This is a genomic window from Flavobacterium algoritolerans (assembly GCF_030010385.1).
Lineage (GTDB): Bacteria > Bacteroidota > Bacteroidia > Flavobacteriales > Flavobacteriaceae > Flavobacterium > Flavobacterium algoritolerans.
Genome location: NZ_JASCRZ010000001.1, coordinates 57,827 through 79,813, shown reverse-complemented (window position 1 = coordinate 79,813; position 21,987 = coordinate 57,827). Strand labels below are relative to the sequence as shown.

The following is a 21,987-nucleotide window of genomic DNA, read 5'->3' as shown; positions in this document are numbered from 1 at the left end:
CTTGATATTGATTTAAAAGAAAATGGATTGTATTAAATATACCGTATTCACTGAATTTTTAAGTTATAAAACGGCCAATGCTTTCGAGGTTTTTTTCATAAATTTGTAGCACATAATTAAAACAATGACTACACAACAACTTATTGACCAAATCAGAATCAAGAAATCATTCCTAGCAGTAGGATTAGATGTTGATTTGAATAAAATTCCACAACATTTATTAGCACTGGAAGATCCTATTTTCGAATTCAATAAAGCCATAATCGATGCAACCCATGATTTAGCGGTGGCGTATAAGCCCAATACCGCTTTTTATGAAGGTTACGGAATAAAAGGTTGGATGTCGTTGCAAAAAACAATTCATTACATCAACTCAACTTATCCGGATATCTTCACGATTGCAGATGCTAAACGGGGTGATATTGGAAATACGTCTTCGATGTATGCCAAAGCTTTTTTTGAAGATTTAAACTTTGACAGCGTTACCGTTGCTCCTTATATGGGGAAAGATTCGGTGGAGCCTTTTCTTGCTTTCGAAAATAAGCATACAATTATGTTGGCTTTGACTTCCAATGAAGGGGCGTTCGATTTCCAGACTTTAAACGTTGATGGAAAAGAATTGTACAAACACATATTAGAAACGTCTAAAACGTGGAAAAACAGTGAAAACCTGATGTATGTTGTAGGTGCTACGAAAGCCGAATATTTTACTGAAATCCGTAAAATTGTCCCTGACAGTTTCTTGCTGGTTCCAGGAGTTGGCGCACAAGGCGGAAGTTTAGCTGAAGTTTGTAAATACGGTATGAATGCCAATGTAGGATTATTGATCAATTCTTCCAGAGCCATTATTTATGCTTCAAACGGAACTGATTTTGTTGAAAAAGCAAGAGAAGAAGCGTTGAAAATGCAACTAGAAATGTCAGCAATTATTAGTTTGAAGTTTGAAAAGGTTTAAGGCTTAAAGTGAAAGAATTTTAAACTGGGACTTTTTTTAAACCATTAAGAAATTAAGTTTCATTAAGAAATACTTTAAAGCTTGTTTCTCACAACCGTTAAGAAATACTTTTAAAGCTTAATTTTCTTAATTTCTTAATGGTTAAGAAGCTGCCAATTTATGTTTTAATACTATGAACTTTAAACTTTAAACTTGAAACAAAAAAATCTAATCGATCAAATAGGAACTTCCCATTCTTTTGAAACGTCGCCCAAGCGCATTATTTCACTGGTTCCTTCTCAAACGGAATTACTGTATGATTTGGGCTTGGAAGACCGAATTGTTGGTATTACCAAATTCTGTGTGCATCCGTATCATTTTAAGTCCGTCAAAAAAATCGTTGGAGGAACCAAGAAAGTACATTATGAGAAAATCAGGTTGTTGGAGCCGGATATCATCATTTGTAATAAAGAAGAAAATACGGAAGAAATCGTAGCAGAATTGCGTAAAATTTGTCCGGTTTGGGTGACGAATATCATCACGATTGAAGACAATTTTCAAATGATTACCGACTTTGGTCAGCTCTTCAATTGTAGAACCGAAGCCCAGAAATGGAACGACAAATTGGCTTTTGCCTTGAGCGATTTTAAAAACTTCATCAAAGATAAACCGGTTAAAAAAGCAGCGTATTTCATTTGGAAAAACCCTTTTATGGTCGCTGGTTCGGATAATTTTATCAATGAATTACTAAAGCTGAATCACTTTCAGAATATTTATGATAACAAATCACGTTATCCGGAAATCGAACTCAAAAAAATGCGATTGGAAGGAGATCCGGATTTGGTTTTTCTGTCTTCAGAGCCATATCCTTTTAAGGAGGAAGATGCATTCGAAATAGGAAGACACACGCATCATGCAAAAACGGTGTTTGTTGATGGCGAAATGTTTTCTTGGTATGGAAGCAGGCTGCTAAAAGCGTTTGACTATTTTAAAAAAATGCATCAAAAATTATAATTCGCATTCCTCTAAAATTAATTCTTCTGTTGTTACGGTAGACTTAACAGTCGTCTTGTCGAAGTTGAAATTTAGTTCTGAGAGCATTTGGTATTCTCTTTTAAGCTTTTCTATTTCACTTTTCTCTTTCAATAATCCTTTCATGAGTGTAAATTTTTTGCAAATTTACGGTATACAATTATAAAACCAGCATTATTTTTTGTTAAGATTGGGATTTAAAATTAAAGTCCTATTTTTACAAAAAAAACCAAGTGATTAATTATACCATTTACGAAAATAAAAATACCGATCAGTGGGTAACTTTTGTTCATGGCGCCGGTGGGAGTTCTTCTATCTGGTTTAAGCAAATACGTGATTTTAAAAAACAGTATAATGTATTGTTATTGGATTTGCGGGGTCACGGGGAGTCAAAACCTACTTTAAAGACAGCTTTCAAACAGAAATATACTTTTTCGGCTTTGGCCAATGATATTCTGGAAGTCTTAGATTTTCTTAAAATTAAAAAATCACATTTCGTTGGCATTTCTTTGGGTACCATACTCATCAGACAATTGGCAGAAATGTATCCGGAACGCGTGCAAAGCATGATTCTTGGCGGCGCAATCCTGAAAATGAATTTCCGTTCTCAAGTATTGATGCGATTGGGAAATATGTTTAAATATGTATTGCCTTATTTGGTTTTATATAAGTTTTTTGCCTTTGTCATTATGCCTAAAAAAAGTCACAAGCAATCTCGTGTTCTTTTTATAAACGAAGCTAAAAAATTATATCAAAAAGAATTCATCAAATGGTTTAAACTCACTGCCGAAATAAATCCGGTGCTGAAATGGTTCCGCCAGGTCGAATTGAATATTCCTACGCTTTATGTTATGGGCGAAGAGGATTATATGTTTTTGCCATCGGTTAGGAAAGTGGTCGAAAATCATTATAAATCGTCAAAACTCTTTGTAATAGAAAAATGTGGACATGTAGTAAATGTGGAGCAACCTAATGCTTTCAATGATGCAGTTCTTTCTTTTATAAATACCGCTAAATAAAAAAATGCCTGCATTATAAATGCAGGCAATTCTTTAACTAACCAAAACCAAAATAATAAATAACCAGTTTATTACTCTGCAAAGATCACACATAAGCAGGCGTTTTGCTGTTAAGATTTTGTTATTACTTTGTTGTACATAAGTTAAGTTTTTTAACTTTATTTCCAGAGCATTTATTTAAGGATTTTGACATCATCTGAGGCTATATAATTTCAGCAGGTTTAACGTATCATTAGAAATTCATAATGATTTAGTTGCTGGGCGTTGAGGTGTATTTGTTAAAAAGATAAATTACTTTATTTAAACACGATGAATATTCTCGAACTCGAATTATTGACGGATAGTATTACTGAAACGGAGTTGTTTTACACTGACGTTATCAGATTGAAAACTATTTCGAAAACCAATTCGAGTGTTTCATTTGCCGCTGGTTCCACAAAACTAACTTTCCGTTCTTCTGAGAATTTAAAACCAGTGTATCATTTTGCTTTTGATATACCCAATAATAAATTGTTGGAAGCCTTTGCTTGGATAGAAAAGAAAACTGAAATTATGGAGGTTGTTCCACCGGAAAAAATTGCCGATTTCTATAACTGGAATGCAAAGTCTTTTTATTTCTATGACAATAATGGAAATATTTTAGAATTTATTGCTCGTTTTAGCTTGGATAATGCTTCAGAAAAACCATTTGATGGATTGTCAATTCTTTCTGTAAGCGAAATAGGTTTTGTGACCAAAAATGTTTCGAAGTTCAGTGATGAAATGTTTAAGGAATACGGTCTTTCGGTATTTTCAAAACAACCAAAACTAGAAAAGTTTATCGTTTTAGGAACTGATACAGGGCTTTTTATTCTTGTGGAAGAAAATCGGGATTGGTATCCAACGCATCAAAAAGCAAAATCGTTTTGGACTAAAGTAGTATTTAGTAATAATGACAAAACTAAAGAAATTGAAATTTTAGGTTAAAAAAATGCTCACCAATAAGTGAGCATTTATATATAATAGACAATATTCTTTAATTCTATGGGGTTTGGTTCTCTTTTCTTAGGAGAGGGTTGGGGTGAGGATTTATAAAAAAACTACCGTTTTATTGTCATAAACCATTGTTTTTCTTTCGGCATGCAGTTTTATGGCTCTAGCCAAAACCATGCGTTCCAGATCGCGCCCTTTCATAATAAAATCTTCTATAGAATGACTGTGTGAAACTCGGGCAATATCCTGCTCGATAATCGGACCTTCATCTAATCCTTCGGTAACATAATGACTGGTTGCCCCAATGATTTTTACACCGCGTTTAAAAGCTGAATGATATGGTTTTGCCCCTGGAAATGCTGGAAGAAAGGAATGATGAATATTGATAATTTGATTCTTGTATTGCGCAATCAAATTAGGTGTTATAATTTGCATGTAGCGTGCCAAAACAATGAAATCAATATTGTATTCTTTTAGTAAATCCAACTGTTTTTGTTCGCCTTCGGTTTTAATGTCTTTCGTGAAAGGAACATAATGAAACGGAATAGAAAAACGCTCTGCCACTGCTTTCAAATCCTCATGATTGCTTATAATCAAAGGAATTTCAAGAGGCAATTCGCCAGCGCTGTAGCGTCCTAAAATATCATACAAACAATGGTCGTATTTAGAAACAAACAAAGCCATTCTTGGTTTTTCGTTTTGGGTATACATTTCCCACGACATATTAAAAGGAGCTGCTAACTTAGCTTGAAAATCAGTTTTAATGGCTTCAATATTCCAATTTTTGGCACTGAATTCACATTCTAAACGCATGAAAAATACATTTTCATCGGCATCTACATGTTGATCTAAATAAATAATATTACCATCAATAGAGGAAATATAATTCGTAACGGAAGCAATAATTGCTTTTTGATCTTCGCAATGGATTAGGATTGTAATTTTCTGCATTAGCGTTCTGTTTTCAGCTTTGTTGGTAGTAATGAATAGTATTTTTCAAAACTAAACGTATTTGTTTTTATAAAAAAGTTGGATTTAGCTGTTTTATGTTTGAAAAAAAACAGCCAAATTTCAATCTATTTGTTATCCTGCAAAGCAAAAACCTTTTGCAATAAAACAGAAGTTCTGGAACTCAAATTCGTTCTGATGTTTTTTTCTTCAACAGCAACCATTTTGAAAACGCCATTCAACGCTTGGTTTGTAACATAATCAGTCAAATCAGGATTCACTTTATTTACAAGAGGAATGCTGTTGTATTTAGTAATAATGTTGGCCCATACTTTATCGGCACCAACTTTTGTAAACGAACTTTTAATCACCGGATTAAATTTTCCGTACAAAGCTGTCGAAGTACTGTTTTGCAAATAAGTGGTAGCCGAACTTTCATTTCCCATCAAAATCGTTTTGGCATCCATAAAAGTCATGTTTCTAACGGCATCAACAAATATTGGAGTCGCTTCTTTCACCGCGTCTTCGGCAGCACGATTCAATACTTTCAAACCTTCGTCAGCCAAAGAACTCAATCCAATTCTTCTCAAACCAGTATCTACTTTTCTCAATTCTTCCGGCAATAAAATTTTCACGGCTTCATTTCTGTAAAAACCATCGGTAGCAGTCAGTTTTGTTACCTGTTTCGAAATCCCATTGTTTAATGCTTCCTTCAATCCACCGGCAATATCAACGCTGCCAATTCCTTGCGTTTGTGGAAATTGATTCATCACCTGTTGCATTTCCGCACAACTCGAAAGCGAAACCGCCATCATAACCATTAAAATTTTCTTCATCGTAATTAGAGTATTAGTTTACTTCGTCTGTTTGCCATTTGGCTTTTGTAAAAATACTATTTATTCAAAAACAAAGCCAACTATTCTTTAGGAGCACAAATTTTAGTTTTATTAATCAGGATTTGTCCCGCTTTCCGCTGTATTCCCGATAAATAAAAACTACGGCTGATAAAAGCCTTGTTTTTCTAAATCGGGAGATGCCGCTTCAATCGGGGCTAAATAACAAAATTCTGTGTTATTTATTAACAACGAGCCACAACATCAAATAATTTTTAAAATAAAATCGTAAATTGCAGGCTTAAATTATCATATTCATAAAATGGAACAACAAAAACCATATATCCCTAACAATAAAGTAAGAATTGTTACCGCAGCAGCTCTTTTTGACGGTCACGATGCCGCAATCAACATTATGCGTAGGATTATTCAGTCTACAGGTGTTGAGGTAATCCATTTGGGCCATGACCGTAGTGTGGAAGAAGTTGTCAATACAGCGATTCAAGAAGATGCCAATGCGATTGCAATAACTTCCTACCAAGGAGGGCATAACGAATATTTCAAATACATGTATGACTTGCTTCAGGAAAAAGGAGCGGGCCAAATTAAGATATTTGGCGGTGGCGGAGGTGTAATTCTGCCTTCTGAAATTGCTGAGTTACAGGCGTACGGAATTACGAGAATTTATTCTCCTGATGACGGACGTGCTTTGGGTTTACAAGGAATGATAAATGATTTAGTACAACGTGCAGATTATGCTATTGGAGATCAACTAAGTGATGAAATCAATCATTTAGAAGAGAAAAATCCAAAAGCAATTGCCAGAATTATTTCATCAGCAGAGAATTTTCCTGATGTTGCGGCCAAAACTTTGGAAGCCATCCAAAAAAAGAATGAGAATTGCACGATTCCGGTTCTTGGGATTACAGGAACAGGAGGAGCAGGAAAATCATCGTTAGTAGATGAGCTGGTGCGTCGTTTTCTAATCGATTTCCCGGAAAAAACAATCGGATTAATATCTGTTGATCCATCAAAACGTAAAACAGGCGGTGCATTGCTTGGAGATAGAATCCGAATGAATGCTATCAATAGTCCTAGAGTTTACATGCGTTCATTGGCCACACGTCAATCGAATTTGGCTTTATCTAAATATGTTGCCGATGCGATTCAAGTGATTAAAGCGGCAAATTATGATATCATCATCTTGGAAACTTCTGGAATCGGGCAATCTGATACGGAAATCATGGACCACTCTGATGTTTCTTTATATGTAATGACACCTGAATTTGGTGCTGCAACCCAATTGGAAAAAATCGACATGCTTGATTTTGCTGATTTGGTAGCAATAAACAAATTCGACAAACGCGGTTCTCTGGATGCGTTAAGAGACGTGAAAAAACAATACCAACGCAACCATAATCTTTGGGATGCAGATTTAGATACACTTCCAGTTTTCGGGACAATTGCTTCGCAGTTTAACGATCCGGGAATGAATACGCTGTACAAAGCTATTATGGATAAAATCCATGAGAAAACGAATTCTGATTTGAAATCAACGTTCCAAATCACTCGTGAAATGAGTGAGAAGATTTTCGTTATTCCGCCACACAGAACGCGTTATTTATCTGAAATTGCCGAAAGTAACAGAAAATATGATGTTACGGCGGTTAGTCAGGAACAAGTTGCCCAGAAATTATACGGAATTTTCAAAACGATTGAAACAGTTGCCAAGAAAATACCTGAAATAAACAAAGCAGGAATTAATGACGATTCGGTTTTACCAACTGCTTTGGAATCTGAAAAACCAGGTGCCGCTGAAGACAAAATCTTTTTAAACCTTTTACTGAATCAATTTGATAAAGTAAAAATGGATTTGGATCCGTACAATTGGGAAATCATTTTGACTTGGAGCGAAAAAGTAAACAAGTACAAAAATCCAGTTTATACGTTCAAAGTTCGTGACAGGGAAATAAAAATGGCTACGCATACAGAGTCACTTTCACATTCTCAAATTCCGAAAATAGCGTTGCCAAAGTATCAAGCTTGGGGAGATATTTTACGTTGGTGTTTGCAGGAAAATGTTCCCGGAGAATTTCCTTTTACCGCTGGATTGTATCCTTTCAAACGCGAAGGAGAAGATCCTTCCCGAATGTTTGCAGGAGAAGGCGGACCGGAAAGAACCAACAAACGTTTTCATTATGTGAGTGCAGGATTACCGGCAAAACGATTATCAACTGCTTTTGACAGCGTAACTTTATACGGAAACGATCCACATGTACGTCCTGATATTTATGGAAAAATCGGGAATGCCGGAGTTTCTATTTGTTGTTTGGACGATGCCAAAAAATTATATTCTGGTTTCGATTTGGTTCACGCTATGACTTCGGTGAGTATGACTATCAATGGTCCAGCGCCAATGCTGTTAGGTTTTTTTATGAATGCGGCTATTGACCAGCAATGTGAGTTTTATATCAAAGAGAATGGCCTGGAAGGTGAAGTTGCCGAAAAAATCAAACAAATCTATACCAAAAAAGGAGTCGAGAGACCACATTACCAAGGCGATTTACCTGAAGGAAACAACGGTTTAGGGTTGATGCTTTTGGGCGTAACCGGAGATGAGGTTTTACCTTTGGAAGTATATAACGACATAAAAGCAAGAACATTGTCACAAGTTCGTGGAACGGTTCAAGCTGATATTTTAAAAGAAGATCAAGCACAAAATACGTGTATTTTCTCTACTGAATTTGCCCTCCGATTGATGGGTGACGTACAGGAATATTTCATTACCAAAAATGTTAGAAACTTCTATTCGGTTTCTATTTCAGGCTATCACATTGCCGAAGCGGGTGCCAATCCAATTACGCAATTGGCCTTCACACTTTCTAATGGTTTCACTTATGTGGAATATTATTTGAGTCGTGGTATGAACATCAATGATTTTGGACCAAACTTATCATTCTTCTTTTCGAATGGAGTAGATCCTGAATATGCAGTTATTGGTCGTGTAGCACGTAAAATTTGGGCGAAAGCCATGAAAAACAAATACGGAGCTAACGAGCGTGCGCAAATGTTGAAATACCACATTCAAACTTCGGGTCGTTCACTTCATGCTCAAGAAATTGATTTCAATGATATTCGTACGACTTTGCAAGCGTTGTATGCTATTTATGACAATTGTAATTCGTTGCATACCAATGCTTATGACGAAGCAATTACCACGCCTACCGAAGAATCAGTGCGTCGTGCAATGGCAATTCAGTTGATTATCAACAAAGAATTAGGTTTGGCTAAAAATGAAAATCCAATTCAAGGTGCTTTTATTATCGAAGAATTGACAGATTTAGTAGAAGCTGCGGTTTTACAGGAATTCGACCGAATTACAGAACGTGGTGGTGTTCTTGGTGCTATGGAAACAATGTACCAAAGAAGTAAAATTCAAGAAGAAAGTTTGTATTATGAGACCTTGAAACATACGGGTGAATTTCCAATTATTGGTGTGAATACGTTCTTGAGTTCTAAAGGTTCTCCAACTGTGATTCCAGCCGAAGTAATTCGTGCCACCGAAGAAGAAAAACAATACCAAATTGATATGTTGAACCATTTACACCAATCGAATCAGGATTTAGTAAATGAGCATTTAAATACGCTTCAGGAAGCCGCCATTAAAAACGAAAACTTATTCGAACATTTAATGGAAGCAACCAAGGTTTGTTCTTTGGGACAAATCACTTCGGCTTTGTTTGAAGTAGGCGGGCAATATAGAAGAAATATGTAGTATGTAATTCATATTTATAATAAAATAAAAAGGCTGTCCCAAAAGACAGCCTTTATTAATACTATTCGGCAGGACACTAATTGATAGTTGCCAAATTTCTATTTTTCATCGTTGGTTTATAAACTTCCGAGATTGCTTTTGTTGTTAAAAATGTTTTTTGTTCCGAGATGATAATTTCGTGTTTTACTTTTTTCAGGCTGTTTTCGACAACCAAATAATACGTTCCCACGGGAAATTCGTCTAAATTATAGGTCTTTGAGATTCCTTTTTCACCTTTTGCTTTTTCGGTGTAGATTAAATTATTCTGATCATCATAAATAGATACATTAGCTTGTTTAATTTGGTTTAGAGTAAAGCTAATTTCATTTCCTTTTCCTTTTTTTACGTTAAGTAAAAAATTGTCTTCAATTGCATACATACTCATACTAGTCATTGTTACTATCAACAATAAACTCAATTTTAAAATGTTTTTCATAATTCTAGTTTTTAAATTAATAGTTAAAATTTCTATTGTAAAATTAGAATAAGAATCGTTTACGGAATAGAACTATATTTTCTGATTTAGGTGCTATTTTATCATCATAATGCCGATTATGGTTAAAATTCAATAATTATAAATTCATTTGTGTTAAAAAAGTATATATTGTTTAATTTCGAAATAAAAAAAGTAAGAGGTTTTTGTTTAATGTGGAGTTAATTATTTATTGAATTGTTTTTACAAAAACACATCAATATTGAATTAAGCTGTTCTAAATGAATCAATTGTTTTTGTAAAGGGTATTCGATTTTTGAACGATAAAGCAAGTTTTTCTGGAAAAGTGTATATTTACTTTTCAATCAACAAAAAAACTATCAAATGAAGAAACTTCAGATTCTATTTTTATTTTTCCTTCTTGGACACACTGCATCATCTTATGGTGCAAAAGCCGATACGTTGCAAATCCCGAGTTCAGCTATGAATAAAACCTATAAAGCTGCGGTAGTATTGCCCAGTTCTTATGCTAAAAGCAAGGTTAACTATCCTGTTCTTTATCTGTTGCACGGTGCTTATGGTCATTTTAATGATTGGTTGTCTAAAACTCCGGATAAGAATTTATTGCACAATTTAGCGGATCAGTATAATATTATAATTGTAATGCCGGAAGGAGAAACTTTCAGTTTTTATCTTGATAGTCCTGTTAATAAAGGAAGTCAGTTTGAAACATATATCACAAAAGAAGTAATTCAGAAAGTAGATAATACCTATCGAACAATAAATGACAGAAAAGGACGTGTAATTACAGGACTTTCTATGGGAGGTCATGGGGCATTGTATCTTTCGACAAAACACCCGGAACTATTTTGTGCTGCAGGAAGTATGAGTGGAGCCGTTGATATGGGGAGCATGATTAATCCAGAATCTAAGGAAAGAGTGACTAAATTAATGGAACCTGTTTTTGGAATTGAAGGAGTACCACAAGAAGTATATGCCTCAAATGCTGTTTTAAATATGGTTGATAAAATAAAAAGTAACAAACTGGAATTGATTATAGATTGCGGAGTAGATGATTTTTTGATAGAATCTAACAGGGAATTACACCGAAGACTCGTTTATAATAAAGTTTCTCATGATTATACGGAACGTCCAGGAGCTCACACTTGGGAATATTGGGAAAATGCATTGCCTTCTCATGTGTTATTTTTTAGCAAAATTTTAAGAAACAACACTGTTGCCGTGAAATAGGAATTAGAATTGGATTATAATTTTTAACACAAAAGACCTTTCAGCAATGATGGGTCTTTTTTTTGACGTTTTTAGACTGCTATATTGTTTTCATGAATAAAAAGCAATGTTTTTAAACCCTCCTGAGGTTTTTTTAACCTTAAAAAAGGATTCATTTTCAGTACTTTAAGAGAAATAATTTTTTTAATAAATGTTGGATAAAGAATCGATATTACTAATTCATATGTTAAAGGATATTACTATTTTTTAACATTGTTTTTTTATTAACAAAATTTAAATAATACATTACCTAATTAATTGATTATCAGTAAGTTAACAGGTTTTTAAGTATTAATATTTTGTAGCTGTAAACCTTTTCTTAGCGAATAGTGTCTCTTGTCGGGAATAACAGAATTTTATCTTGTTTAGCGCTCTTTCTTTTTCTTTTTTTGATGTTATAGCTAACTTTGATTCAACAAAAGTTAATTATTTAAGTTTTTTTATAATGTAACTATTTGGTTATCAGATGTGTTTTTACTCTTTACAATAAAATGGACTTTTTTAGATGGAGTGCTTCCTAAATTTATTTTTTGAAGATATTTCGTTTGTTGCAAGTTTTTCCTTTGAGTTAAAAATCTTTTGTTTGAACCAGTTATTAATTTCAATACTGATTGTTTTAGATTAAAGTTTAAAGATTGCTTTGTATAGCAATTGTCTGGTAGATAAAAGAATTTAGTTATTGTTCCCCACAATAAAAATCTTTTGAATGATGGATTACTTCATGAATGTGTTTATGAAGGTTGATTTGTAGCTCAGTAATTTTTAGCCTCAGTCTGTAACTTCCTTTTTTTCTAATTTATGGTATTAAACTACACTCTATCTATGGAACAGGACCTTTTCAACTCTTCGAAAACCCCACTTCTACATGTGCTTTCTTATTAATAATATGGTCTTAAAACCAAATTATTATGAAAAAATTTATATTTTCTACGATAAAAAGTGTACAAGATTATTGTTGCACTTTTTCCTGGCGCTTCAACGCAGGTTTTTCGAGCTTTTTTTGGACGAGTGCGTTTGCTAAAAAGCTCTTTTTTTATGCCACTTTACTGCTTTTAGTGTTTGGCCAAGCTCCTATTTATGGTCAACTTGTTGGAGGTGCTGCTGTCAAAGCCAATTTTGGTATTGAAGCTGATGCTTATGCCAACCTGTTGCAGTTTGGGAGTCTTCCCAATCAGGCAGGTACAGATGACTGGTTTAATACTACCTACCCAGGCAGTGGCAAAGGAGTCATAGATGTAACTGGTGCTGCTGCATTGAGGACTTCTATTCTGGCTAACAATAATTATTCCTTTACAAAAGGGCAGTCAGTAACGACTCCTGCTCCAGGTTTTCCATATCCTATTGTTGATGGGTTTTTATGGATAGATTCTGTATATGGCAGGGATACTAATTCTGCTCAAGGGAATAGTGATTCGAGTATTTTTGCCGGTACAGCAGATAAAAATGCTGATAATCCAATTACTTGGAGTCTGGGAGCTGGAAGTATTCCTCAAAAAGATGATATCATCGATGTAATGGCACATTTACGAGGAACAAATCCGCATGATCCCTCTACAAATCCAGGTTTTCCTGTAGACGACAGACCTTTTGATGTACTTTGGGCTTATGCTGCTGCAACATTGCGATCTACTGATGGTAGCAAGCATATTGATTTTGAATTCTTCCGAACTTTAGTTAGCTATTCTCCAGGAGATTTAGTTTTTGGGAATACAGGCAACGATGGAGGTCGTACCGCATTTACTTTTAATGCTGACGGAAGTGTTAATGTTCCTGGAACTATAATCGTTTCGATTGATTATGAAGGAGGAGGATCTAAACCTGAAGTTAGAATCAGAGTATGGATGGATGAAACTGTTTTTAATACATATAATAATTCAGCGGCCTTAAGGCCATTTAGCGTAGTTCCCGGAACTTTTGAAAAAGGGGAGCAAAGCGGTAATTTTGGTTATGGGCGTATTGTTTCCAATGACCCAGCCGATGTTGAAAATATTTTTGGAAGGGTAAATGCTGAAGATACTACTTTAGGTCCGCCTTGGGGAACTATTGAAGGTCCAAACGCAGCATTTTTTGATCACTACCAAATCCTTCAACATGTAGAAATTGGAATTAATCTTACTGCTTTTGGTTTGGACAGAAAAGGACAAGGTTCTGGGCCATGTGCCAATGTATTGGGGAGTTTATTGGTTAAGACCCGTAGTTCCGCAGGTGGACAGTCTGATTCTTTTACCAGTGAGCAGAAAGATTTTGCAGGACCATTCCCATTTGGTGATACAGTAACTCCAACGGTAGCTGCTAATGTTAATCAAGTGATTACTTGTATTAATACCAATGCCACTATTACTGCTACAGGCATAGCCCCAACGGGAGCAACTATAGAATGGTATAATCCTTCTAATGTACTTATTCCTGGTGATAATCCATTTGATCCTGACAGAGTGGTAACAGACTCTGGTACCTATACCGTGAAAGTCTATGCGCCAGGTTTTACAGGGTGCTTTGCTCAAGCGACAGTAGTTGTAGAAAAAAACAATACACCACCAATAGCGGTAGCAGGACCTGATTTCACTAAAAACTGTATATCAAATCCTGATGGCGGTTCTATTGGAGAAGCAGCTGAAGCCGGATTTACTTATTCTTGGACTTCATCTCCAGCCGGATTTACTTCGACTGCCGCAAATCCAACAGTTAATCCAAGTGTAACTACTACGTATACCGTTACTAAAACGAATACGGCTAATGGTTGTAGCGATACTGATGAAGTGACTGTAACGGTGAATAAACCAACGGTAGTTGCGAATGCAGGATCTGATTTTACTAAAAATTGCTTGATTAACATATCAGGCGGTTCTATTGGAGAAGTTGCAGAAGCCGGATTTACTTATTCCTGGACTTCATCTCCAGCCGGATTTACTTCGACTGCTGCAAATCCAACAGTTAATCCAAGTGTAACTACTACTTATACCGTTACCAAAACGCATACAGCTTCAGGTTGCAGCGATACTGATGAGGTTACTGTAACGGTGAATAAACCAACAGTAGTTGCGGTAGCAGGACCTGATTTTACTAAAACCTGTATATCAAATCCTGATGGCGGTTCTATTGGAGAAGTTGCAGAAGCTGGATTTACTTATTCTTGGACTTCATCTCCAGCCGGATTTACTTCGACTGCCGCAAATCCAACAGTTAATCCAAGTGTGACTACTACGTATACCGTTACCAAAACGCATACCGCTTCTGGTTGTAGCGATACTGATGAGGTGACTGTAACTGTGAATAAACCAACAGTAGTTGCTAATGCAGGATCTGATTTTACTAAAAATTGCTTGATTAATATATCAGGTGGTTCTATTGGAGAAGTAGCAGAAGCTGGATTTACTTATTCTTGGACTTCATCTCCAGCCGGATTTACTTCGACTGCTGCAAATCCAACAGTTAATCCAAGTGTGACTACTACGTATACCGTTACCAAAACGCATACCGCTTCAGGTTGTAGCGATACTGATGAGGTTACTGTAACAGTTAATCAACCAACAGTAGTTGCGGTAGCAGGATCTGATTTCACTAAAACCTGTACATTAAACCCTGATGGCGGTTCTATTGGTGAAGTGGCTCAAGCCGGATTTACTTATTCTTGGACTTCATCTCCAGCCGGATTTACTTCGACTGCTGCAAATCCAACAGTTAATCCAAGTGTAACTACTACGTATACCGTTACAAAAACGCATACAGCTTCTGGTTGTAGCGATACCGATGAGGTTACTGTAACGGTTAATAAACCAACGATAGTGGTAAATGCAGGATCTGACTTCACTAAAAATTGCTTGATTAATATATCAGGTGGTTCTATTGGAGAAGTGGCAGAAGCCGGATTTACTTATTCTTGGACTTCATCTCCAGCCGGATTTACTTCGACTGCTGCAAATCCATTTGTAAATCCAAGTGTGACTACTACGTATACCGTTACTAAAACACAGACAGCTTCTGGTTGCAGCGATACCGATGAGGTTACTGTAACGGTTAATCAACCAACAGTAGTTGCGGTAGCAGGACCTGATTTTACTAAAACCTGTATATCAAATCCTGATGGCGGTTCTATTGGAGAAGCGGCTCAAGCTGGATTTACTTATTCCTGGACTTCATCTCCAGCCGGATTTACTTCGACTGCTGCAAATCCAACAGTTAATCCAAGTGTGACTACTACGTATACCGTTACTAAAACGCATACAGCTTCAGGTTGTAGCGATACCGATGAGGTTACTGTAACGGTGAATAAACCAATAGTAGTTGCGGTAGCAGGACCTGATTTCACTAAAACCTGTATATCAAATCCTGATGGCGGTTCTATTGGAGAAGTTGCAGAAGCCGGATTTACTTATTCTTGGACATCATCTCCAGCTGGATTTACTTCGACTGCCGCAAATCCATTTGTTAATCCAAGTGTGACTACTACGTATACCGTTACGAAAACGCATACAGCTTCTGGCTGTAGCGATACCGATGAGGTTACTATAACAGTTAATAAACCAACAGTAGTTGCGAATGCAGGATCTGATTTCACTAAAAATTGCTTGATTAATATATCAGGTGGTTCTATTGGAGAAGTGGCAGAAGCCGGATTTACTTATTCTTGGACATCATCTCCAGCCGGATTTACTTCGACTGTCGCAAATCCATTTGTAAATCCAAGTGTGACTACTACTTATACAGTTACAAAAACGCATACAGCTTCAGGTTGTAGCGATACTGATGAGGTAACTGTAACAGTTAATCAACCAACAGTAGTTGCAGTAGCAGGATCTGATTTCACTAAAACCTGTACATTAAACCCTGATGGCGGTTCTATTGGAGAAGCAGCTGAAGCCGGATTTACTTATTCTTGGACTTCATCTCCAGCCGGATTTACTTCGACTGCCGCAAATCCAACAGTTAATCCAAGTGTGACTACTACGTATACAGTTACAAAAACGCATACAGCTTCTGGTTGTAGCGATACCGATGAGGTTACTGTAACGGTTAATAAACCAACAGTAGTTGCGAATGCAGGATCTGATTTCACTAAAAATTGCTTGATTAACATATCAGGTGGTTCTATTGGAGAAGTTGCAGAAGCCGGATTTACTTATTCTTGGACATCATCTCCAGCTGGATTTACTTCGACTGCTGCAAATCCATTTGTTAATCCAAGTGTGACTACTACCTACACTGTTACTAAAACACAGACAGCTTCTGGTTGCAGCGATACCGATGAGGTTACTGTAACGGTTAATCAACCAACAGTAGTTGCGGTAGCAGGATCTGATTTCACTAAAACCTGTATATCAAATCCTGATGGCGGTTCTATTGGAGAAGCGGCTCAAGCTGGATTTACTTATTCTTGGACTTCATCTCCAGCCGGATTTACTTCGACTGCTGCAAATCCAACAGTTAATCCAAGTGTGACTACTACTTATACTGTTACTAAAACGCATACAGCTTCTGGTTGTAGCGATACTGATGAAGTGACTGTAACGGTTAATAAACCAACAGTAGTTGCGAATGCAGGATCTGATTTCACTAAAAATTGCTTGATTAACATATCAGGTGGTTCTATTGGAGAAGTTGCAGAAGCTGGATTTACTTATTCTTGGACATCATCTCCAGCTGGATTTACTTCGACTGCTGCAAATCCATTTGTTAATCCAAGTGTGACTACTACGTATACCGTTACTAAAACGCATACAGCTTCAGGTTGTAGCGATACCGATGAGGTTACTGTAACGGTAAATCAACCAACAGTAGTTGCGGTAGCAGGACCTGATTTTACTAAAACCTGTATATCAAATCCTGATGGTGGTTCTATTGGAGAAGCAGCTCAAGCTGGATTTACTTATTCTTGGATTTCATCTCCAGCCGGATTTACTTCGACTGCTGCAAATCCAACAGTTAATCCAAGTGTGACTACTACGTATACAGTTACAAAAACGCATACAGCTTCTGGTTGTAGTGATACCGATGAGGTTACTGTAACGGTTAATAAACCAACAGTAGTTGCGAATGCAGGATCTGATTTCACTAAAAATTGCTTGATTAACATATCAGGTGGTTCTATTGGAGAAGTTGCAGAAGCCGGATTTACTTATTCTTGGACTTCATCTCCAGCCGGATTTACTTCGACTGATGCAAATCCATTCGTTAATCCAAGTGTGACTACTACGTATACAGTTACAAAAACGCATACAGCTTCTGGTTGTAGCGATACTGATGAGGTTATTGTAACAGTTAATCAACCAACAGTAGTTGCGGTAGCAGGACCTGATTTCACTAAAACCTGTATATCAAATCCTGATGGCGGTTCTATTGGAGAAGTAGCAGAAGCTGGATTTACTTATTCTTGGATTTCATCTCCAGCCGGATTTACTTCGACTGCTGCAAATCCAACAGTTAATCCAAGTGTGACTACTACGTATACAGTTACTAAAACACATACAGCTTCTGGTTGTAGTGATACTGATGAGGTGACTGTAACGGTTAATATAGCACTACCAAATGCAGTTGCAGGTGATGATGTTCTGATATTATGTGGTGAAACTACTGTACTATTATCAGGAACTTCAACTACTCAAAATGCAATCTACTCTTGGGTTGCCAGTAATGGTGGTAACATTGTCTCTGGGGCAGATACAGCTACACCAACTGTGAATGCAGCTGGAACGTACACATTAACTGTTACAGATCCAATAAATGGATGTACTGCTTCTGATGTAGTTCTCGTTACTAATCAAATTTGTATCGTTGAAGGTTGTACATTAGGATACTGGAAAAACCATACTGATAGATGGTGTTCAAGCTATACTCCTACAATGTTGTTCGGCGATGTGTTTGTAAATGCACCGTCCAATCTTGCTAATTTAACTTTATTGCAAGCGCTTAATTTAGGTGGTGGAGGTATTTTTAATTTAGCTCGTCAAGGAGTAGCCGCTTTATTGAATGCTTGCAGCGATGAAGTTGATTATCCTGCACCATATTCTGATAGTACTCAATCGGTAATAGATGCCGTTAATGATGCGTTTTTATCAGGAGGAAGTGCACCTGGAAAATTAGCCACTCAATTGGATATTCTTAATAATTCAGGATGTCCTTTAGGAGGAACTCCTGCTACAAACGAAGGAGATGGTTTGGGTGATAAAGCTAGTTTTGATGCTTATCCAGTTCCTTTCAAAGACCAACTTACTATTAGATATAATTTTGATTATGTATCTGATGTAAAAATCGATGTACTTAATTCACAAGGTGTTTCAGTACTTTCAAAAATGGATAATAATAGTTACCTGAACAAAGAAGTTACACTAAATCTTAATTCTTATGTAGATAGATCAGAAGTGTATGTTGTAAAAGTAACTACCAATAGAGGAAGTAGTGTGAAAAAAGTAATTTCTTCAAAATAAATTATAAATAATTCATTTGATCCTGTAAAATATTGAGAAGGATTAGAGTATAAAATTAAACCTCGAAAGTTTTTGCTTTCGAGGTTTATTTATACTTTTTAATTGAAATCTAAGCTGTTTTATAAAAACGACTTGGCGGTTGATAAAAAGAATTTAGTTATTGTTACCTACAATAGAATTTCTTTTTGATGATGGATTACTTCATTAATCTATTTTTTGAAGATGCTTTATTTTTCTATAAGTTTTTTTCCAAGTCTTGAATTCCTACTTAATATATCCTATGACATAAAATTACTATTATCATGAAAAAAAATATTTCTTATGCGATAAAAAGTATACAAGAGTATTGTCTTACTTTTTCCTGCTGGTACAATGCAGGTTTTACAAGTTTTTTTTGGACGAATATGTTTACTAAAAAACTCTTTTTTTATGCTCCATTATTTCTTTTAGTGTTTGGTCAGATTTCACTTTATGGTCAAGCCGTCTCGGGAGCCGCGGTTAAAGCTAACTTTGGAATAGATGCTGATGTGTATGCTAATCGCTTGCATTTTGGAGGATTAAGTACCGTGACCTTTCCTAATACTGACGACTGGTTTGTAAATACTGCACTTTTTCCAGGAACAAACGGCAGTACAGGATTAGGAGTTATCAATGTTGATCTGGCTGGTACACTACTTCCAATCCCTGGTAATCCAGATCCCACTTTGACGGAATTGATAGCTTTTCTTAAAACATCGGCCGGTAAGAATTTCCCTTTTGAAAGAAGGATGTCGCAACCCAAAGGGACAACCTGGAATAATTACCTTTGGCTAGATGCGGTTTACGGCAGGGATGGTATTGCGACTCAAGGCTATGTCGATGCCACTGTTTTTACCAAAACAACAGACAAAAACGGTCAAGATCCCACAACCTGGAATTTAGGTACCGGTGGTACGCCACCAAAAAATGACATTGTCGATGTGTATGCTCATTTAAGAGGGGATGGACCTAAAACTCCCACTGAGGATGACCCAAGACCCTTTACAACACTGTGGGGATTTGGTGGTGCCACAACGATTTCGGCCGATGGAAATTCGCACAACGATTTTGAATTTTTCAGAACAGATGTCACTTTTGATGGCAGTAATTTGATTAATCCTGGTGATGATGAAGGCCATACTGCTTGGACTTTTCTTGCTGATGGAAAACCTAATAAGCCAGGAGACATTCTGATTTCGGTAGATTTTGAAAATGGCGGAACAAAGCCCCTTGGAAGTGTTAGGGTCTGGATGAAAAAAACCGATGTTGTTGTGGCCACCTTTAATTCAGATGCGATTCATCCCAACAGACCTTTTGATATTACAGGTGTTTTTGACGGAACCAGCGGAGCTACGTACGGATATGCTGAAATTGCAAAAAAAGGAAGTTTTCCAACTAATGCTGTGAATACAGACATATTTGCAGTGGTTAACGTAACAGCTGATACCTTTGGAGCGCCTTGGGGAAGTTTGGAAGGACAAAATTCTAAATATTTTGATGACATCAAAAAATTACAATTTTCTGAATTTGGGATCAATTTAAGCGCTTTTGGACTTGATAAAAGGACTGATCAATCTACGGATTGCGCTAGTTTATTAGGGACATTAATAGTGAAAACCAGATCCTCTTCTTCCTTTACTGCTGAGTTAAAGGATTTTGCAGGACCCTACCCATTTGGTAATGCAGTTCAACCTACTGTAACACTTGCAGTTGGTCCTGACATTACTTGTACCAATACTACTACGACTATTACGGCTTCCAATGTTTCGCCTTCTGGATCAACCGTTACATTTTATGGACCTGCTTCTGAGGAAAATGGTGGTTTGGGAGCTGTAATTCTTGCAGAAACTACTGAACCAGATTTAAATCGTTTGGTGACAAAAGCTGGGGTATATACTGTAGTGGTTTCGGCAACGGGCTTCCAAGGTTGTGAAGCTACAGATACTGTAACTGTGGTGGTAAATAAAGTTCCGCCAGTAGCGGCCTTTAGTGCTCCTACTGTTTGTCTGGGTACAGACACCGTCTTTATAAATAATTCGACGGGTGATGATCTTACTTATAGTTGGACTTTTGGAGATGGTGGTACCTCTACAGAAGCGACTCCAACACATACTTATGCTACGATCGGTACATTTAATGTGACCTTGACTGTTACTTCAGGTGCTGGGGGTGCCGGATGTACTAACGCGGTAAGTCATAATGCAATAGTAAATCTGATACCGGGTAAACCAATCGTAACTTATAATCCGCCAGCCTGTGATGAAACCACTTTCAGCATTACCATTCCGTCGGGTGTCATCCTTGGAGCTATTTATACAGTAACGGATAAAAATGGAGCTCCTATTCCAGGACTTTCTCCAACATCACCCCATACTGCTACCGCTCAGGATGTTACTGATGGAATTACATTTAGTAGTATTCTGGCTGGATCAGGTTACAAGGTCTCTGTTGAACTGAGTGATTGTGATTCTCTTCCAGAAATTTGTCCAATACCACCATCACCACCAATAGCTGCTAAAACTACCGATGTGATTGCGCCTATAGAAGCAAAAACTGAAGCCGCAGGTTTTACTACTTATCCTGTTCCTTTCAAAGACCAACTCACCGTAAGATACAATTTTGATTACGTTTCTGATGTGAAAATAGAGGTGTTTGATTCACAAGGTATTTCAGTGCTGTCTAAAGCCGATGCTAATGGTTTTTTGAATAAAGAAGTAACGCTTGATCTTAAATTGAATAGAGGAAGAGACCAAGTGTATGTTGTAAAAGTGACTACTAATCGTGGAAGCAGTATAAAAAAAGTAATTTCTGCCAGATAGTTTTAAAACTAATTTTAACTAAAAAGCATCTGTTTTCGCAGATGCTTTTTTTATTTAATTACTCAACAGCATGCGCTATTATTTGAACATCTTCCTGAACATTTATAAATTGATTATAGAAGCGTGACGGGTTTTTTAATTCCTTAGATCCTATCTGATTATACAGCGTAAAATATGTTCAATCTGAAGGCCAGAATAACTACAAAATTCCTTTATAGAAATTAATTGATGTGATTCTTTATTCAAGTTGTCTTTAATCGTATTTAAATACAACCTTGCCTGTCTGTTTTACCGGTAATACGCTGTACATCTTTTGGATAAATACATACGCTTACGTTTCCTGATATCATACTTTTGTTTTTAATACATTATCCAGTCAGACAAAGCCACCTAAATAAGGGTTGATTGTGATGATTTTGTCAGACCTTATACAAGTTAGCGAAACCCCTAC

Annotated in this window: 11 protein-coding genes; 8 read left to right on the top strand and 3 right to left on the bottom strand. The window is 36.5% G+C overall.

Going from position 1 to position 21,987, the window contains the following annotated elements:
• Positions 1-124 precede the first annotated feature (124 nt).
• The 4 genes from pyrF (at position 125) to QLS65_RS00295 (ending at position 3,951) form a co-directional block, all read left to right on the top strand.
• Entirely contained in the window at positions 125-955 is an 831-nt protein-coding gene (pyrF, locus tag QLS65_RS00310) for an orotidine-5'-phosphate decarboxylase (protein WP_282714481.1), read from the top strand.
• A 192-nt stretch (positions 956-1,147) separates the two neighbouring features.
• The gene (locus QLS65_RS00305; RefSeq protein ID WP_282714479.1) at positions 1,148-1,948 is read left to right on the top strand and encodes an ABC transporter substrate-binding protein; all 801 of its coding nucleotides are present in this window, start codon (positions 1,148-1,150) and stop codon (positions 1,946-1,948) included.
• Positions 1,949-2,199: 251 nt separating this feature from the next.
• Positions 2,200-2,985, top strand: coding sequence for an alpha/beta fold hydrolase (locus QLS65_RS00300; RefSeq protein WP_099714677.1), 786 nt, complete (start codon positions 2,200-2,202; stop codon positions 2,983-2,985).
• A 309-nt stretch (positions 2,986-3,294) separates the two neighbouring features.
• The gene (locus QLS65_RS00295; protein ID WP_282714476.1) at positions 3,295-3,951 is read left to right on the top strand and encodes a VOC family protein; all 657 of its coding nucleotides are present in this window, start codon (positions 3,295-3,297) and stop codon (positions 3,949-3,951) included.
• 102 nt (positions 3,952-4,053) lie between these two features.
• Here the strand turns inward: QLS65_RS00295 and purU are convergent, their stop codons facing one another.
• Together purU and QLS65_RS00285 are read right to left on the bottom strand one after the other, a co-directional pair.
• Positions 4,054-4,908 carry a formyltetrahydrofolate deformylase gene (gene purU, locus QLS65_RS00290; RefSeq protein ID WP_099714679.1) on the bottom strand — a complete coding sequence of 285 codons (855 nt, stop codon included), beginning with the start codon at positions 4,906-4,908 and terminating at the stop codon, positions 4,054-4,056.
• A gap of 125 nt (positions 4,909-5,033) precedes the next feature.
• On the bottom strand, positions 5,034-5,741 hold the full coding sequence (locus QLS65_RS00285; protein ID WP_282714473.1) for a DUF4197 domain-containing protein: 708 nt from the start codon (positions 5,739-5,741) through the stop codon (positions 5,034-5,036).
• Between the two features lie 319 nt (positions 5,742-6,060).
• On the opposite strand from QLS65_RS00285, the gene QLS65_RS00280 reads away from it, so the two are divergent.
• A complete protein-coding gene (locus QLS65_RS00280; RefSeq protein ID WP_282714471.1) occupies positions 6,061-9,513 on the top strand; it encodes a methylmalonyl-CoA mutase family protein in 3,453 nt (1,150 codons plus the stop codon).
• Between the two features lie 76 nt (positions 9,514-9,589).
• Here the strand turns inward: QLS65_RS00280 and QLS65_RS00275 are convergent, their stop codons facing one another.
• Positions 9,590-9,988, bottom strand: a complete 399-nt coding sequence (locus tag QLS65_RS00275; protein WP_282714469.1) for a FimB/Mfa2 family fimbrial subunit — start codon at positions 9,986-9,988, stop codon at positions 9,590-9,592.
• 381 nt (positions 9,989-10,369) lie between these two features.
• Here QLS65_RS00275 and QLS65_RS00270 point away from each other — a divergent pair, with 381 nt between their 5' ends.
• The 3 genes from QLS65_RS00270 (at position 10,370) to QLS65_RS00260 (ending at position 21,536) form a co-directional block, all read left to right on the top strand.
• Positions 10,370-11,236: an alpha/beta hydrolase gene (locus QLS65_RS00270; protein ID WP_099714683.1), complete on the top strand. Its 867-nt coding sequence runs from the start codon at positions 10,370-10,372 to the stop codon at positions 11,234-11,236.
• A 947-nt stretch (positions 11,237-12,183) separates the two neighbouring features.
• Positions 12,184-18,699, top strand: coding sequence for a T9SS type A sorting domain-containing protein (locus QLS65_RS00265; protein WP_282714467.1), 6,516 nt, complete (start codon positions 12,184-12,186; stop codon positions 18,697-18,699).
• A 302-nt stretch (positions 18,700-19,001) separates the two neighbouring features.
• Positions 19,002-21,536 (top strand): T9SS type A sorting domain-containing protein, encoded by a 2,535-nt coding sequence (locus tag QLS65_RS00260; protein WP_282714465.1) that lies wholly within the window; start codon positions 19,002-19,004, stop codon positions 21,534-21,536.
• Positions 21,537-21,987 lie beyond the last annotated feature (451 nt).

Coding starts and splice junctions, on each gene's coding strand:
- pyrF (WP_282714481.1), top strand. CDS start 125: ATGACTACACAACAACTTATTGACCAAATCAGAATCAAGAAATCATTC.
- QLS65_RS00295 (WP_282714476.1), top strand. CDS start 3,295: ATGAATATTCTCGAACTCGAATTATTGACGGATAGTATTACTGAAACG.
- purU (WP_099714679.1), bottom strand. CDS start 4,908: ATGCAGAAAATTACAATCCTAATCCATTGCGAAGATCAAAAAGCAATT.
- QLS65_RS00285 (WP_282714473.1), bottom strand. CDS start 5,741: ATGAAGAAAATTTTAATGGTTATGATGGCGGTTTCGCTTTCGAGTTGT.
- QLS65_RS00280 (WP_282714471.1), top strand. CDS start 6,061: ATGGAACAACAAAAACCATATATCCCTAACAATAAAGTAAGAATTGTT.
- QLS65_RS00275 (WP_282714469.1), bottom strand. CDS start 9,988: ATGAAAAACATTTTAAAATTGAGTTTATTGTTGATAGTAACAATGACT.
- QLS65_RS00270 (WP_099714683.1), top strand. CDS start 10,370: ATGAAGAAACTTCAGATTCTATTTTTATTTTTCCTTCTTGGACACACT.
- QLS65_RS00265 (WP_282714467.1), top strand. CDS start 12,184: ATGAAAAAATTTATATTTTCTACGATAAAAAGTGTACAAGATTATTGT.
- QLS65_RS00260 (WP_282714465.1), top strand. CDS start 19,002: ATGAAAAAAAATATTTCTTATGCGATAAAAAGTATACAAGAGTATTGT.